15 protein-coding genes are annotated in these 15676 nt (G+C 71.5%); 9 read left to right on the top strand and 6 right to left on the bottom strand.

The window, feature by feature from the left end; all coding sequences use genetic code 11:
* Positions 1-10: 10 nt before the first annotated feature.
* Positions 11-865, bottom strand: coding sequence for an SDR family oxidoreductase (locus ACFCXS_RS02890; RefSeq protein ID WP_376641232.1), 855 nt, complete (start codon positions 863-865; stop codon positions 11-13).
* Between the two features lie 91 nt (positions 866-956).
* Here ACFCXS_RS02890 and ACFCXS_RS02885 point away from each other — a divergent pair, with 91 nt between their 5' ends.
* Positions 957-1337 (top strand): winged helix-turn-helix transcriptional regulator, encoded by a 381-nt coding sequence (locus tag ACFCXS_RS02885; RefSeq protein WP_376641230.1) that lies wholly within the window; start codon positions 957-959, stop codon positions 1335-1337.
* A 31-nt stretch (positions 1338-1368) separates the two neighbouring features.
* Here ACFCXS_RS02885 and ACFCXS_RS02880 read toward each other — a convergent pair whose 3' ends face one another.
* From ACFCXS_RS02880 to ACFCXS_RS02860, 5 genes are all read right to left on the bottom strand, one after another.
* Positions 1369-2448, bottom strand: a complete 1080-nt coding sequence (locus ACFCXS_RS02880) for a 2-oxoacid:ferredoxin oxidoreductase subunit beta (RefSeq protein ID WP_376641228.1) — start codon at positions 2446-2448, stop codon at positions 1369-1371.
* Complete coding sequence (locus ACFCXS_RS02875) at positions 2441-4366, bottom strand: 2-oxoacid:acceptor oxidoreductase subunit alpha (RefSeq protein WP_376641226.1); 1926 nt, start codon at positions 4364-4366, stop codon at positions 2441-2443. The genes ACFCXS_RS02880 and ACFCXS_RS02875 overlap by 8 nt, the downstream gene beginning before the upstream one ends.
* 176 nt (positions 4367-4542) lie before the next feature.
* Complete coding sequence (locus ACFCXS_RS02870) at positions 4543-5202, bottom strand: LuxR C-terminal-related transcriptional regulator (protein ID WP_376641508.1); 660 nt, start codon at positions 5200-5202, stop codon at positions 4543-4545.
* A gap of 472 nt (positions 5203-5674) precedes the next feature.
* Complete coding sequence (locus tag ACFCXS_RS02865; protein WP_376641224.1) at positions 5675-7036, bottom strand: sensor histidine kinase; 1362 nt, start codon at positions 7034-7036, stop codon at positions 5675-5677.
* 110 nt (positions 7037-7146) lie between these two features.
* Positions 7147-8355, bottom strand: a complete 1209-nt coding sequence (locus ACFCXS_RS02860; protein WP_376641222.1) for a sensor histidine kinase — start codon at positions 8353-8355, stop codon at positions 7147-7149.
* Positions 8356-8580: 225 nt separating this feature from the next.
* Here ACFCXS_RS02860 and ACFCXS_RS02855 point away from each other — a divergent pair, with 225 nt between their 5' ends.
* Genes ACFCXS_RS02855 through ACFCXS_RS02820 form a run of 8 tightly spaced genes read left to right on the top strand, consistent with a single transcriptional unit; the run spans position 8581 to position 15674 of the window.
* Positions 8581-8988 (top strand): NADH-quinone oxidoreductase subunit A, encoded by a 408-nt coding sequence (locus ACFCXS_RS02855; RefSeq protein ID WP_053674476.1) that lies wholly within the window; start codon positions 8581-8583, stop codon positions 8986-8988.
* A complete protein-coding gene (locus tag ACFCXS_RS02850) occupies positions 8979-9593 on the top strand; it encodes an NADH-quinone oxidoreductase subunit B (RefSeq protein WP_376641220.1) in 615 nt (204 codons plus the stop codon). The genes ACFCXS_RS02855 and ACFCXS_RS02850 overlap by 10 nt, the downstream gene beginning before the upstream one ends.
* Positions 9590-10966, top strand: coding sequence for an NADH-quinone oxidoreductase subunit C (locus ACFCXS_RS02845; protein ID WP_376641218.1), 1377 nt, complete (start codon positions 9590-9592; stop codon positions 10964-10966). The genes ACFCXS_RS02850 and ACFCXS_RS02845 overlap by 4 nt, the downstream gene beginning before the upstream one ends.
* Complete coding sequence (locus ACFCXS_RS02840) at positions 10963-11931, top strand: NADH-quinone oxidoreductase subunit H (RefSeq protein ID WP_376641216.1); 969 nt, start codon at positions 10963-10965, stop codon at positions 11929-11931. The genes ACFCXS_RS02845 and ACFCXS_RS02840 overlap by 4 nt, the downstream gene beginning before the upstream one ends.
* 2 nt (positions 11932-11933) lie before the next feature.
* Positions 11934-12608 (top strand): 4Fe-4S binding protein, encoded by a 675-nt coding sequence (locus tag ACFCXS_RS02835; RefSeq protein WP_376641214.1) that lies wholly within the window; start codon positions 11934-11936, stop codon positions 12606-12608.
* On the top strand, positions 12605-13285 hold the full coding sequence (locus ACFCXS_RS02830; protein ID WP_376641212.1) for an NADH-quinone oxidoreductase subunit J: 681 nt from the start codon (positions 12605-12607) through the stop codon (positions 13283-13285). Before ACFCXS_RS02835 ends, ACFCXS_RS02830 begins: the two co-directional genes overlap by 4 nt.
* Positions 13285-13683, top strand: coding sequence for an NADH-quinone oxidoreductase subunit NuoK (gene nuoK / locus ACFCXS_RS02825; protein ID WP_376641210.1), 399 nt, complete (start codon positions 13285-13287; stop codon positions 13681-13683). Before ACFCXS_RS02830 ends, nuoK begins: the two co-directional genes overlap by 1 nt.
* Complete coding sequence (locus ACFCXS_RS02820) at positions 13680-15674, top strand: NADH-quinone oxidoreductase subunit L (protein ID WP_376641208.1); 1995 nt, start codon at positions 13680-13682, stop codon at positions 15672-15674. Before nuoK ends, ACFCXS_RS02820 begins: the two co-directional genes overlap by 4 nt.
* The last annotated feature ends 2 nt before the right edge of the window (positions 15675-15676 follow it).

Below are 15676 nucleotides of genomic sequence, written 5' to 3'. Positions count from 1 at the left end.
CCGGGGGAGTTCAGCCCTTGAGCGCCGCGGCGATGGCCTCGGAGAACGGGGTGGTCGGACGGCCGGTCAGACGCGACAGGTCACCACTGGGGACGACCAGCTCGCCCTTCTCGATGGAGACGTCCACGCCCGCGAGGGTGCGGGCGAACGGCTCGGGCAGACCGGCGCCCGTCAGGATGCCGACGAGGGCTTCGGGGGAGACCGCGCTGTAGGCGATCTCCTTGCCGGTCCGGCGGCTCAGTTCCGCCGCGTACTCGGCGAAGCTCCACGCGGTGTCGCCGCCCAGTTCGTACGTCTTGTTCTCGTGACCCTCGCCGGTCAGCACGGCGACGGCGGCAGTGGCGTAGTCGGCGCGGGCGGCGGAGGAGACCTTGCCCTCGCCGGCGGCGGCGACGACCGCGTTGTGCTCCAGTACCGGGGCGAGGTTCTCGGTGTAGTTCTCGTGGTACCAGCCGTTGCGCAGCAGCGCGTAGGGCACTCCCGAGCCCAGCAGGATCTCCTCGGTGCCGCGGTGGTCGTCGGCGAGCGCGGCGGTCAGGGTGCCCGGGGCGCTGGTGTAGGCGAGCAGGGCGACGCCCGCGGCCTCGGCGGCGTCGATGACGACCTTGTGCTGCTGCACACGGCCCTTGTCGAACTCGTTGCCGGAGATCAGCAGCACCTTGTCGCCGGCGGAGAAGAGCCCGTCGTACGAGGCGGGGTCGTTGTAGTCGGCGAGGGCGATCTTCACACCGCGCCCGGCGAAGTCGGCGGCCTTGTCCGCGTTGCGCACGACCGCGGTGATCTGCTCCGCCGGGACCTTCTCCAGCAGCTGCTCCACGACGTGGCGGCCGAGGTGTCCGGTGGCTCCGGTGACGACGATGCTCATGGTGAGGACTCTCCTTGTGGGGTGCGTTGACACTAACCCTAGGGGCTGCGCTAACTTCTGGAAAGTACCCACTTTGAAGTAAGGTACTGGCATGGCGGTAAGTGAAAACGAGGCCCTGTGCCCGTACCGGCTGGTCCTGGAGCACGTGACCAGCCGCTGGGGCGTGCTCGTCCTGGTCGAGCTCCTGGACCGCCCCTACCGGTTCAGCGAACTGCGCCGGACGGTCAGCGCGTACGGCGGCCGGGGTGTCAGCGAGAAGATGCTCACGCAGACCCTCCAGACCCTGGAGCGGGACGGACTCGTCCACCGCGACGCCAAGCCCGTCATCCCGCCGCGCGTCGACTACTCCCTCACCGGACTGGGCCGCGAAGCCGCCGAGCAGGTGAGGGCCCTGTCGCAGTGGACGCGCGACCGCATGGACGAGGTGGAGAAGGCGCGGCAGACGTACGACGAGGCCCGGGCCGCTTCGTAGCGGTCCCGGGCCCCGGTGGCGTACGGAAGGGTCAGCCCACGACCGTCCAGGTGTCGCCGCCTGCCAGCAGCGCACCCAGGTCGCCCTTGCCGTGCTGCTCGATCGCGGTGTCGAGCTGGTCGGCCATCTGCGTGTCGTAGACGGGCCGCTCGACCGAGCGCAGGACACCGATCGGCGTGTGGTGCAGCGTGTCCGGGTCGGCGAGGCGCGACAGCGCGAACGCCGTCGTCGGGGACGGGGAGTGAGCGTCGTGGACCAGCACCCGGTCCTCGTTCTCCGGCGTCACCGCGACCACCTTCAGGTCACCGGTCAGCGGGTCCCTCACGACACCCTTGGCCAGGTCCGCGCCGAACCGGATCGGCTTGCCGTGCTCCAGCCGGATCACGGCCTCCTCGGCCTGCTGCTTGTCCTTCAGGGCGTCGAAGGCGCCGTCGTTGAAGATGTTGCAGTTCTGGTAGATCTCGATCAGCGCCGTGCCCTGGTGGGCGGCGGCCTGGCGCAGCACCTCCGTCAGGTGCTTGCGGTCGGAGTCGACCGTCCGCGCCACGAACGAGGCCTCCGCGCCGAGCGCCAGCGACACCGGATTGAACGGCGCGTCCAGCGAACCCATCGGCGTGGACTTCGTGATCTTCCCGACCTCGGAGGTCGGCGAGTACTGGCCCTTGGTCAGACCGTAGATCCGGTTGTTGAACAGCAGGATCTTGAGGTTGACGTTGCGGCGCAGCGCGTGGATCAGGTGGTTGCCGCCGATGGACAGCGCGTCGCCGTCACCGGTGACGACCCACACCGACAGGTCCCGGCGGGAACTGGCCAGACCCGTGGCGATGGCGGGCGCGCGGCCGTGGATGGAGTGCATCCCGTACGTGTTCATGTAGTACGGGAAGCGCGACGAGCAGCCGATGCCCGAGACGAAGACGATGTTCTCCTTCGCCAGCCCCAGCTCCGGCATGAAGCCCTGCACCGCCGCGAGGATGGCGTAGTCGCCGCAGCCGGGGCACCAGCGCACTTCCTGGTCGGACTTGAAGTCCTTCATCGACTGCCTGCCCTCGGCCTTGGGGACGAGAGACAGCGCCTCGATGGTGCCCGTGCCGTGCGTGGACGTCTCAGCCATCGATGGCCTCCTTCAGAGCCGCGGCGAGCTGCTCCGCCTTGAACGGCATGCCGTTGACCTGGGTGTACGAGTGGGCGTCGACCAGGTACTTCGCCCGGATGAGCGTGGCGAGCTGCCCGAGGTTCATCTCGGGGATCACCACCTTGTCGTAACGCTCCAGCACGGACCCCAGATTCCGCGGGAAGGGGTTGAGATGGCGCAGATGCGCCTGCGCGACGGACTCCCCGGCCCTGCGCAGCCGCCGCACCGCCGCCGTGATCGGCCCGTACGTCGAGCCCCAGCCGAGGACGAGCGTGCCGGCCTCGTGGGGGTCGTCCACCTCGACGTCCGGGACGTCGATGCCGTCGATCTTCGCCTGCCGGGTGCGCACCATGAAGTCGTGGTTGGCCGGGTCGTAGGAGATGTTGCCCGTGCCGTCCTGCTTCTCGATGCCGCCGATCCGGTGCTCCAGACCCGGCGTGCCCGGGATCGCCCACGGGCGGGCCAGTGTCTGCGGGTCCCGCTTGTACGGCCAGAACACCTCCGAGCCGTCGTCCAGCGTGTGGTTCGGGCCCTGCGCGAACTGCACCCGCAGGTCCGGCAGCTCATCGATGTCGGGGATCCGCCACGGCTCGGAGCCGTTGGCCAGGTAACCGTCGGACAGCAGGAACACCGGCGTGCGGTACGTCAGCGCGATCCGCGCCGCCTCCAGCGCCGCGTCGAAGCAGTCCGCCGGGGTGCGCGGCGCGACCACCGGCACCGGCGCCTCACCGTTGCGCCCGTACATCGCCTGCAGCAGGTCCGCCTGCTCGGTCTTGGTGGGCAGACCCGTCGACGGACCGCCGCGCTGGATGTCCACGACCAGCAGCGGCAGCTCCAGCGAGACCGCGAGACCGATCGTCTCCGACTTCAGCGCCACACCCGGACCGCTCGTCGTGGTCACGGCCAGCGAACCACCGAAGGCCGCGCCCAGCGCGGCCCCGATGCCTGCGATCTCGTCCTCGGCCTGGAAGGTCCGCACGCCGAAGTTCTTGTGTTTGCTCAGCTCGTGCAGGATGTCCGACGCCGGAGTGATCGGGTACGAGCCCAGGTACAGCGGCAGATCCGCCTGCCGGCTGGCCGCGACCAGCCCGTACGACAGGGCGAGGTTGCCGGAGATGTTGCGGTACACACCCGGCGGGAACGCCGTGGCCGCCGGGGCGACCTCGTAGGAGACGGCGAAGTCCTCCGTCGTCTCACCGAAGTTCCAGCCGGCCCGGAACGCCGCGATGTTGGCCGCCGCGATGTCGGGCTTCTTCGCGAACTTCGACTTCAGGAACTTCTCGGTGCCCTCGGTGGGCCGGTGGTACATCCAGCTGAGCAGGCCCAGCGCGAACATGTTCTTGCTGCGCTCGGCCTCCTTGCGGCTCAGGTCGAACTCCTTGAGCGCCTCGACCGTGAGCGTCGTCAGCGGCACCGGGTGCAGGTGGTAGCCGTCCAGCGACCCGTCCTCCAGCGGGGACGTCTCGTAGCCGACCTTCTGCATCGCCCGCTTGGTGAACTCGTCCGTGTTGACGATCACCTCGGCGCCGCGCGGCAGGTCGCCGATGTTCGCCTTCAGCGCGGCCGGGTTCATCGCCACCAGCACGTTCGGCGCGTCGCCGGGCGTGAGGATGTCGTGGTCGGCGAAGTGCAACTGGAAGGACGACACACCCGGCAGGGTCCCTGCGGGCGCCCTGATCTCGGCAGGGAAGTTCGGCAGGGTCGACAGGTCGTTGCCGAACGACGCGGTCTCCGAGGTGAAACGGTCACCGGTGAGCTGCATACCGTCACCCGAGTCCCCCGCGAACCTGATGATCACCCGGTCGAGGCGACGCACGTCCTTCGCGCCCGCCGCTTTGCGCTGCTCTCCCACGACTGTTTCGTCGGCCTGATCCGGGCTACTGACCTGGCTGGTCACTGAACTGGACCTCCCTCGAGGACGCTGTCCGGGACAGGCCCTCCCGCAGGCCTTCCCGGGATCAACACTACGACCGCAAGGGTCGGGTTCTTGGGGTCATTCGCATCTTGGACACGACTTCGGTATGACTATGCGTCCGTCTTTGTCCGGGTTTCCGGGGTGGGCGATCGTGAACGTCAGGAGTTCAGATACGTCAGCACGGCCAGGACCCTGCGGTGGTCGCCCTCGCTCGGGGACAGCCCCAGCTTCAGGAAGATGTTGCTGACGTGCTTCTCGACCGCCCCGTCGCTGACCACGAGCTGGCGCGCGATCGCCGAGTTCGTCCGCCCCTCGGCCATCAGCCCGAGCACCTCACGCTCCCTCGGGGTGAGCCCCGCCAGCACGTCCTGCTTGCGGCTGCGGCCCAGCAGCTGCGCGACCACCTCCGGGTCGAGAGCCGTACCGCCCTCGGCCACCCGCACCACCGCGTCCACGAACTCCCGTACCTCGGCGACCCGGTCCTTCAGCAGGTAGCCGACACCCCGGCTGGACCCCGCGAGCAGCTCCGTCGCGTAGCGCTCCTCCACGTACTGCGACAGCACCAGCACCCCGAGCCCCGGGTGGGCCTTGCGCAGCTGCACCGCCGCCCGCACTCCCTCGTCCGTGTGAGTCGGCGGCATCCGCACATCTGCCACGACCACGTCCGGCAGCTCGCCCTGCGCCTCCAGCTCCGTGATGGTCTTGATCAGCGCCTCGCCGTCACCCACACCGGCGACGACGTCGTGCCCGCGGTCGGTCAGCAGCCGGGTCAGGCCCTCCCTGAGCAGCACTGAATCCTCGGCGATGACCACCCGCACCCTGTCCTCCACGATGTCCGGCCCCCACAACCCGATGCCGCCCGTCCACAGCCCACAACGGCTGCGCGCCCACCCGTACGACGGGTCCAGCATTTCAGGGTCGGGGGATGGTTGGGGGCAGGAGCGGCTTCTTGCCCGGGGGGAATCGGGAGGGGGCCTTGCTTCCTGTCCCACGGTGTCGGGTGGCGAGTGGGCGAAGGCCGGGGGCCCGGGGGTGGAGCCCTCTGGCGGGATCACCGGCGCGAGCTCACCGGTGCGGGGTCACCGGTGCGGGTTACCGGCGCGGCGGAGCCCGGCGTCAGGCCCCGGCCCGGAGGCCACCGGAGCGGCGGGGCCCGGCGTCAGGTCCCGGTCCGGAGGTCGCCGGCGCGACGGGGCCCGGCGTCAGACCCCGGCGTCAGGCCCCGGCCCGGAGGTCGCCGGCGCGGCGGGGCCCGGCGTCAGACCCCGGCGTCAGGTCCCGGCCCGGAGGTCACCGCACATGCGCTCCCCGCCACGGCAGCTCCGCGGTCACCCGGGTCGGCCCACCCGACGGCGAGTCCACCACCAGGATCCCGTCCACCGCGCCGAGCCGGTCCACCAGCCCCGCCAGCCCCGACCCCCGGGACACGTCGGCCCCGCCCACGCCGTTGTCCACGACCTGCAGCATCAGCCGGTTCTCCGTCCGCCACACCTCCACACCGGCCCACGTGGCCCGCGCGTGCTTGCTGACGTTCTGCAGCAGCTCCGACACCGTGAAGTACGCGATCCCCTCGATCGCCGGCGCCGGCCGCTCCGCCAGGTCGACCTCGACCTGCACCGGGACCGTGCAGCGCGAGGCGACCGAGGACAGGGCCGCGTCCAGACCGCGGTCGGTCAGCACCGCCGGGTGGATGCCGCGCGCCAGATCCCGCAACTCCTGCAGCGCCGTCTTCACCTCGCCGTGCGCCTCGTCGACCATCCGCGCGGCCGCCCGCGGGTCCTCGTGGAGCTTCTCCCTCGCCAGCCCCAGATCCATGGCCAGCGCCACCAGCCGGGCCTGCGCCCCGTCGTGCAGGTCCCGCTCGATACGCCGCAGATCGGCCGCCGCGGTGTCGACCACCACACCCCGGTCCGACTCCAGCTCCACCACCCGCGAGGCCAGCCGCGAAGGCCCGAGCAGCCCGTGCACCAGCAGCCGGTCCACCATCGTCAGCGCCCGCACGAGCCACGGCGCGGCGATCGTGAACAGCAGCCCCACCAGCGCGGTCAGCGTGATCTCGAAGGGGTTGTCGAGGTGGATCCGGTGCGTGTCGTCGCCGTACAACTGGACCCCGTCCAGGCCCGCGTGCATCGGGACCGCCCAGAACCACAGCGGGTACGTCAGCAGCGCCCAGCCCAGCACCCACACCTGCAGGGCGATGGCGAACGAGAACACCGCCCAGGGCAGTTGCACCACCGCGTACAGCAGGGCCCGCCACGAGGCGCCGCTCTTGAGGACGGCCCCCATCCACCCCATCGCGCCCGGCTTGGCCATCCGCAGCGGCTCCGGCTCGCCCACCTCCAGGTCCAGCAGCGCCCGCGCCCGGGCCCGCTCCAGCGCCCCGAGGCCGCGGCACCCGGCGAGCGCCGCCGCCAGCACCGGAATGCCGAGGAAGGTGACCAGCAGTCCCGCCCCCAGCGACACCATCGTGACCGCGTAGGTGAACATCAGGATGCCGACCGGCAGGCTGAGCAGCACATGGGCGAACTCGCGCCAGGTGCGGCCCTCGACCGGCGCCCGCAGCGCGGCCGGCAACCGGTGCCGCCGTTCGGTGCTCCCGGGAACCCCGGACCCACTGTCGAGCCCGTACCCCTGTCCGTACTCCGTGGCCATCGGCGCCGTCCTTCTCCTCGTCCCGCAGCCGTGCTCTCGTACCTCCACCCTGCTCCGCCCCAGGTCGGCGGACCATGGCGTCCGTCGGCCTCTTGAACGGGGGGTTTTCCCTACCCCCGCGCCGCGGACCGGTCACGCCACGGCAGTTCCGCCGTGACCGTCGTCGGGCCGCCCTCGGGCGACTCCAGTACGAACAGCCCGTCGACGGCGTCCAGCCGGTCCGCCAGGCCCTTCATCCCCGTACCGCCGTCCAGGCTCGCGCCGCCACCCCCGTCGTCCCACACCTGAATCAGCAGCCGGGTGTCGGTCCGCCACACCTCCACCGAGGCCGACTTCGCCCTGCTGTGCTTGCTGACGTTCTGCAGCAGCTCCGACACGGTGAAGTAGGCGATGCCCTCGATCGCCGCGGCCGGCCGCTCCGGCAGATCGACCGTCACCTTCACCGGGACCGTGCAGCGCGTGGCGACCGAGGACAGGGCCGCGTCCAGACCACGGTCGGTCAGGACCGCCGGGTGAATGCCGCGCGCCAGATCCCGCAGCTCCTGGAGCGCCAGCTTCACCTCGCCGTGCGCCTCCTCGACCATCGCCGCCGCAGCGTCCGGATCCTCCAGCACCTTCTCCTTGGCCAGGCCGAGCCCCATCGCCAGATTGACCAGCCTGGCCTGCGCCCCGTCGTGCAGATCCCGCTCGATACGCCGCAGGTCGGCCGCGGCCGTGTCCACCACGACCCCCCGGTCCGACTCCAGCTCGGCGATCCGCCGCTCCAGCTCGTCGGAGGGCGACAGCAACGCCCGCACCATGGCCCGGTCGGCGTTGGCCAGCCCCCGCGCGATGAACGGCAGCACCGGCCACAGCACGAACAGCGAGGCCAGCGTGACACCGAAGGTGAGCATGCCCCAGGGCAGCCGGATGAACTCGTACAGGACCGTGCGCCAGCCCACCGGGTCCTTCAGCTGCAACCACAGCCGCTGGAAGAAGCCGCCCCCGCCGCGCAGCCGCAGCCGGCTCGGTTCCTCGATCCGCACCCCGAGCAGCGCCCGGGCCCGCGCCCGCTCCAGCCTGCCCAACTGCCGCGCGCCCATGAGCCCGGCCGCGAGCAGCGGGAACCCGACCACCGTGACGGTCATCCCGAAACCGATGGACAGCATCGTCACGACATAGGTGAAACCGAACAGCGCGACCGGAAGGTTGGCCAGCAGGTGCGCGATCTCTTTCCAGGTGTGCCGGTCATAGGCGAGCCGGGCAGGCGGCGGACGGTCGTCCGGCCCGGCGGCCGGCCGGGCCGCCGTCGTGCCCGGGGACGGGATGCGTTGGGTCATGTGCGTCAGCGTGCCCGGTCGCGGACGGCCGCGCCATGAGGTGGGCCGCCAGGATCGGCTGAGGAAAACCCCACCCCCCGTATGCCCGGCGGTGACGGGCTGCTTACCCTGCCCTTATCAGGGCCTAGACTCCCGTGCGTACAGATCGTCGAACGGCGGCATCCCCGTGAGCCGCTGCATCGTCGAAGGATCCAGGTCCGAATTCTGAGGGAGCGAGGGACGGACGTGCCGGAACCGACCGTCGTCACCACGACCGTCGTCGCGGCGGACTACTTCCAGTCCTACTCGGTCGTCGGACTGCTCGCCGTGATCGGTGTGCTGTTCGTCGCCGTCGCCTTCGGGGCCGGCCGCCTGCTGCGGCCCGTGGTACCCACCCCCGAGAAGCTCCTGACGTACGAGTGCGGCGTCGACCCCGTCGGCGAGGGCTGGGCCCACACCCAGGTCCGCTACTACGTGTACGCCTTCCTCTACGTGATCTTCGCCGTCGACTCGATCTTCCTGTTCCCCTGGGCGACCGTCTTCGCCGCCCCCGGCTACGGCGCGACGACCCTGGCCGAGATGTTCGTCTTCCTCGGCTTCCTGGCGGTCGGCCTGCTCTACGCCTACAAGAAGGGCGTCCTGGCATGGACGTGAACCCCTCGGTGTCCGAGCCTGTTTCGCTGCCCGAGCCCAAGCGGCTGGGCGCCCTGGCCCGCCTCGCCCCCGAGCCGATGAAGGTCGTCCTCAACTGGGGCCGCCGCTATTCGCTCTGGGTCTTCAACTTCGGCCTCGCCTGCTGCGCGATCGAGTTCATCGCCGCGTCGATGGCCCGCCACGACTTCATCCGCCTCGGCGTCATCCCCTTCGCCCCGGGCCCCCGCCAGGCCGACCTGATGGTCGTCTCCGGCACGGTCACGGACAAGATGGCCCCGGCCGTGAAGCGCCTCTACGAGCAGATGCCCGAGCCGAAGTACGTCATCTCCTTCGGCGCGTGCAGCAACTGCGGCGGCCCCTACTGGGACTCGTACTCCGTCACCAAGGGCGTCGACCAGATCATCCCCGTCGACGTCTACGTCCCCGGCTGCCCGCCCCGCCCCGAGGCGCTCCTCCAGGGCATCCTCAAGCTCCAGGAGAAGATCGCCCGCGAGTCGCTGGGGGAGCGGTACGGCAGCGCCGCGGAGCGTCCCTCGACGGCGGCGCTGCAGAGCGGACTGGTGCGGCCGCCCGCACCGGAGACCACCCCGGGGGAGGGGCGATGACCGCCGTCGGCTGGCTGCCCGCCCCCGCCGAGGAGCTCTTCGGCCCGGACGCCACGGCCGAGGAGTCCTACGAGGTCCTGACGGTCGACGTCCCCCCGGCAGCCTGGATCACCGCCCTGGAGACCGCCCGCGACCGCCTCGGCTGCACCTACTTCGACTGGCTGAGCGCCGTCGACGAACCGGGCACGGGCTTCCGCGTCACGGCCCACGTCGCCGCTCTCTCTCCCGTACGACGCCTCCTGCTGCGTACGACCGTCCCGCACGAGGCCCCCACCCTGCCCACGGCGGTCGACGTCTACGCGGGCGCAGCCTGGCACGAACGCGAGACGTACGAAATGTTCGGCATCACCTTCGAAGGCCACCCGGCGCTGGACCACCTGCTCCTGCCCGAGAACTTCGAAGGCCACCCCCTGCGCAAGGACTTCGTCCTGGCCGCCCGCGTCGCCAAGGCCTGGCCCGGCGCGAAGGAGCCGGGCGAGTCGGAACACGGCGGCCCCAAGCGCCGCCAGATGCTCCCACCCGGCGTCCCCGACCCCAACGAATGGGGCCCCCTCAAGGGCCAACTCCCGCCGGCCCCCGCCCGAGGCGCAGGCCGCGCGGCAGGCGAACGCCCGGCCCGAGGCGCCGCCCGCCCAGCGGGAGACCGCCCCGTACGACGCACCCGCTCGGTGTCGGAGGGGTCGGCGAGCCAGTCCGCTGCCGGTGCGCAGCCCCCCACAGCCGAAGCGGGCGGTCCGGCTGCCCCACGTCGGTCGCGTTCGGCGTCGGAGGGCTCCGCGAGCCAGGCCGCCACCGGCGAGACCCCGACCGCCCCCCGGCGTACCCGCACGGCCGCTGAGGGCTCGGCCAGCCAGTCGGCGCCCGGCGAGTCGGCTGCCCGGGCTTCCTCGGGACCGCGGCGAAGCCGCTCGGCGGCGCAGGGCTCCGCGAGCCGGCAGCCCCACCCGCCGACGCCCGACCCCGCATCCCAGACGCCCGACCCTGCATCCCGGACGTCCGACCCCGCATCCCCGCCGTCCTCCTCGGCACCGTCGAGCGCCCCGCGCAGCTCGGACGCCCCCTGGCACCACGCCCGTCCCGCCTTCGACGAACCGGCCCCCGAACCGTCTCCCGAGGCAGCGCAGTCGCCGGCACCGGAGTCCGGGGACGCGCCGCAGCCCTCCGGTCCGCCGGACCACCCGGAGACCCGCGGCACCCCGGGCACCACGGACTCGGCGACCCGGCCAAGCCCCACGGACGGCAACGTCCAGTCCACGGGTGACCCGGACACCCCCGAGAACCGGGAAGACCCCGCACACCCCGGAAAGCCCGGAAGTCCCGAGGACTCCAAGAACCCCGAGAATCCCGAGGACCCTGCAGGAGGCCCGCAGTGAACGACGTGCTCGACGTCGTCCTGCGACTCCTGGTCGTCTTCGTCGTCTTCCTCACCTTCCCCCTGATCATCGGCCAGACCGAACACAAGGTCATGGCCCACATGCAGGGCCGCCTCGGACCCATGTACGCCGGTGGCTTCCACGGCTGGGCCCAGCTGATCGCCGACGGCGTGAAGTTCGCGCAGAAGGAGGACGTCGTCCCCGCGGGCGCCGACCGCCGCATCTTCCAACTCGCCCCCGCCGTCGCCCTCCTGCCGTACCTCCTCGTCCTGCTCGCCATTCCCATCGGCCCCGGTGAGGGCGCCGTCGGGCAGGTCATCGACGCGGGCGTCTTCTTCGTCCTGGCCGTCATGGGCGTCGGCGTCCTCGGCTCGCTCATGGCCGGCTGGGCGTCCGCGAACAAGTTCTCCCTCCTCGGCGGCCTGCGCACCGCCGCCCAGCTCCTCGCCTACGAGCTGCCGATGCTCCTGACCGCCGCCTCGGTGGCGATGGCGGCCGGCACCGTCTCCCTCCCCGGCATCCTCGACGCCTTCGAGTGGTGGTGGCTGCCCTGGCAGATCATCGGCGCGATCGTGTTCTTCGTGGCCGGCCTCGCCGAACTCCAGCGCCCGCCCTTCGACATGCCCGTCGCCGACTCGGAGATCATCTTCGGCGCCTACACCGAGTACACCGGCCTCCGTTTCGCTCTCTTCCTCCTCGCCGAGTACGCCGGAATCGTCGTCCTGTGCGGCCTGACCACCGTCCTCTTCCTGGGCGGCTGGCACGGCCCCTGGGGCGCCGACGGCCTCGGCTGGGTCTGGACCCTGCTGAAGACCGCCGTCCTCGCCTTCCTCGTGATCTGGCTGCGCGTCACCTACCCGCGGCTGCGCGAGGACCAGCTCCAGAAGCTCGCCTGGACCCTCCTCGTCCCCCTCTCCCTCGCCCAGATCGCCCTCACCGGCATCGTCAAGGTGGTGATCCAGTAACCATGGCTGCTTCGCTCCCGCCCTCCCGGCCCCGCATCCCCGGCAGTGGCCTCGCCAAGGGCCTGGCCGTCACCCTCCGCACGATGACGAAGAAGTCCGTCACCGCGCAGTACCCCGACGCCCAGCCCGACCTCCCGCCCCGCACCCGCGGTGTGATCGGCCTGTTCGAGGAGAACTGCACGGTCTGCATGCTCTGTGCCCGCGAGTGCCCGGACTGGTGCATCTACATCGACTCCCACAAGGAGACGGTTCCGGCGGCGACCCCGGGCGGCCGCGAGCGCAGCCGCAACGTCCTCGACCGCTTCGCCATCGACTTCTCCCTGTGCATGTACTGCGGTATCTGCATCGAGGTCTGCCCTTTCGACGCCCTGTTCTGGTCCCCTGAGTTCGAGTACGCCGAGACCGACATCCGCGACCTCACCCACGAGCGCGACAAGCTCCGCGAGTGGATGTGGACCGTCCCGGCCCCGCCGGCTCTCGACCCCGGCGCGGAAGAACCGAAGGAACTCGCCGCCGCCCGCAAGGCCGCCGACAAGCTGGCCGCCCAGCAGGCCCCGCCGGCCACCGAACCCCACGCCGACGAGCAGGCCCGCGCCGCGGAGCAGCCCACCCGGCCGCAGGGCGACTCCAAGCAGCAGACCGACCAGCCGAAGCCGGGGCAGGAGGGCTCGGAATGACCCTCGCCGCGAGCGCCGCCCTCCTCACGGCCGGCCCGACCACCGGGGCCGCCGCACAAACCCACGGCTTCCTCTCCCCGACCGGCGTCGAGATCGCCTTCCTCCTCGTCGGCCTGGTGACGTTCGGCGCCGCCCTCGTCACCGTCACCACCCGGCAGCTGGTGCACGCCGCCCTGTGGCTGGTGGTCACCCTCGGCGGCCTCGCCGTCGAGTACCTCCTGCTCACCGCCGAGTTCATCGCCTGGGTGCAGGTCCTCATCTATGTCGGTTCGGTCGTCGTCCTCCTCCTGTTCGGTCTGATGCTCACCAGAGCCCCCATCGGCCGCTCCCCGGATGCCGACTCCGGCAACCGCTGGGCCGCCCTCGCCGTGGCCGTCGCCGCTGCCGCCGCCCTGGTCTGGGTCGTCGTCGATGCCTTCCGCACGACCTGGATCGACCTCGACGGCCCCGCCGCCGGCTCCACCGAGGCCACCGGCGCGAGTCTCTTCCAGAACTGGGTGCTCCCCTTCGAGGCCCTCTCCGTCCTCCTCCTCGCCGCCCTGGTCGGCGCCATCGTCCTGTCCCGCAAGGCGAAGGCGGAGTCGAGCTCTCCCCCCGTGAACGCACCGAGTGTCACGAAGAGTTCCCGAACTGTCACGGAGAGTTCGGAAAGTTCCGAGCAGGAAGGTGCCCGCTGATGCACCTCGCCTACCCCGCCGTGCTCTCCGCCCTGCTCTTCTGCACGGGCCTGTACGGCGTCCTCGCCCGCCGCAACGCGATCCTGGTCCTGATGTCGGTCGAGCTCATGCTCAACGCCGTCAACCTCAACCTGGTCGCCTTCGACGTCTGGCTCAGCAAGGCCGCCGAAGAGAACCTGCACTCCGGTCAGGCCCTGACCCTCTTCACCATCGCCATCGCCGCCGCCGAGATCGGCATCGGGCTGGCCATCGTCCTCGCCGTCCACCGCAACCGCGGCACCTCGGACATCGACAGGCTCCGCGACACCGCCGAACCGCACGACCCCGACGACCCCGGCCACGACGCCCGCCCGGGCGAGCAGTCCGACGAGGCCCAGAAGGCTGAGGCCACCGCGTGACCACGACCACCCTCGCCGCTCTCGTCCCCCTCCTTCCGTTCCTCGGCGCCGCCGCCGGCCTGCTGCTGGGCCGGACGGCACCCGGCTTCGCCCGTCCCCTCGCCGTCCTGCCGACCCTCACCTCCCTGGTGCTCGCCGCGCTGGTCGCCGTACGCCAGGGCGGCGGAGCGGCCGTCGACTCGGCCACCGAACTCACCCCCACCGGCTCGGTCCCCATCGAGCTCGCCCTGCACATCGACGGCTTCGCCGCCCTCGTCGCCGTCCTGGTCGGCCTGGTCGCCTCCTGCGTGCAGATCTACTCGACGGGCTATCTGCGCGACGACCCGCGCTACCCCTCCTACGCCGCCCTCGTCTCCCTGTTCACCTCCGCGATGTTCCTGGTCGTCTACTCCGGCGACCTGATCGTGCTGCTGATCGGCTGGGAGGTCATGGGCATCTGCTCCTACTTCCTCGTCGGCCACTACTGGGAGACCCCGGAGGCCCGCGCCGCCTCCCTCAAGGCCTTCCTGGTCACCAAGCTCGGCGACGTCCCCTTCCTCATCGGTCTGTTCGCCCTGGCCACCGACGCGGGCTCGTTCCGCATCACCCGCATCCTCGGCACCGTCGCCGGCGGCGGGCTCGACCACCCGACGCTGATCGCCCTGCTGCTTCTCGCGGGCGTGGCGGGCAAGTCGGCGCAGTTCCCACTGCACACCTGGCTCCCCGACGCGATGGCGGGCCCCACCCCCGTCTCCGCACTGATCCACGCCGCGACGATGGTCGCCGCCGGTGTCTACTTCATCGCCCGTCTCCTCCCGGTCTTCGAGGCCTCGCAGGCCGCGATGGTCGTCCTCGCCATCATGGCCGCCGTCACGATGACCGGCTCGGCGCTCGCCGCGCTCGCCCAGGACGACATCAAGCGCGTCCTCGCCTACTCGACGATCGGCCAGCTCGGCTACATGACCGGCGCCCTCGCCGTCGGCGACCGCGGTGCCGCCGTCTTCCACCTCCTGTCCCACGGCGCCTTCAAGGCGCTGCTGTTCCTCGCGGCCGGCGTGATCATCCACGCCGCCGGCACCAACTCGCTCGCCGCCATGTCCCGCATGCGGAACCTGCGTGACCGCATCCCCGACGCCTACTGGACGATGACCGTGGCGCTGCTCGCGCTCGCCGCGATCCCGCCCTTCAGCGGCTTCTTCTCCAAGGAGGCCGTGCTCGGCGTCGCAGAGCACGTCGTCACCGGGCACACCGAGCACGCACCCGCCGCCGCGGGCTGGCTCGTCCTCGTCGCCGGTCTGCTCACGGCCGTACTCACCGCCGCCTACGCGATGCGCCTGTGGCTGCTCGCCTTCCGCGGCCGGGGTACCGAAGCCCCCGATCACGGCAGGCAGCCCCTGACGATGACCGTCGTGCTGTGGGTCCTCGCCGTGCCGTCCCTGGCCCTCGGCGGGTTCACGTTCCGCTTGCTGCCCGACTGGTTCGACGGCCGCGACCTCGGCCCGACCCTGACCACCTCCGTCCTCGGAACGGGCTTGGCCCTCGTCGGCGGCATCGTCACCTACGCCGCCTGGCGGCACACCACCGCGCTCGCGGCCCGGGTCCCGCTGGGCGCCGTCGCGGCCCACCCCGAGGGCGACGCGGCCAAGGTCGAGGCCGAAGCCATCGCCACCCACGAGCCGGCCTACGGCGACATCGCCTACGCCCCGGACCCCGCCGACCCGGGACGGCTGCTCCTCGGCCCGCTGCACCGACACGCGGCCGCCGGATTCCACCTGGACGCCGTGTACACGGCCCTCTTCGTCCGTCCGGTCCGAGCCGGGGCGAGCCTCGTCAGCTTCCTCGACCGCGAGGTCGTCGAGACCTACGTCCGCGGAGCGGGTGCGCTGCCCCGCTGGCTCGGCGCCGCCGTACGGCGTGCCCAGACCGGCAACGTCCAGACCTATGTGAGCGCGCTGCTCGCCGGCACCGTCGTCCTCGCGGTCGCCGCCGTCCTCGTCGCCACGGGAGCGTGAGC

The sequence above is a fragment of the Streptomyces sp. NPDC056373 genome (genome assembly GCF_042262425.1).
Classification (GTDB): domain Bacteria; phylum Actinomycetota; class Actinomycetes; order Streptomycetales; family Streptomycetaceae; genus Streptomyces.
Note: the sequence above shows the minus strand (reverse complement) of the source record. Positions and strands in the feature narration are given on the sequence as shown.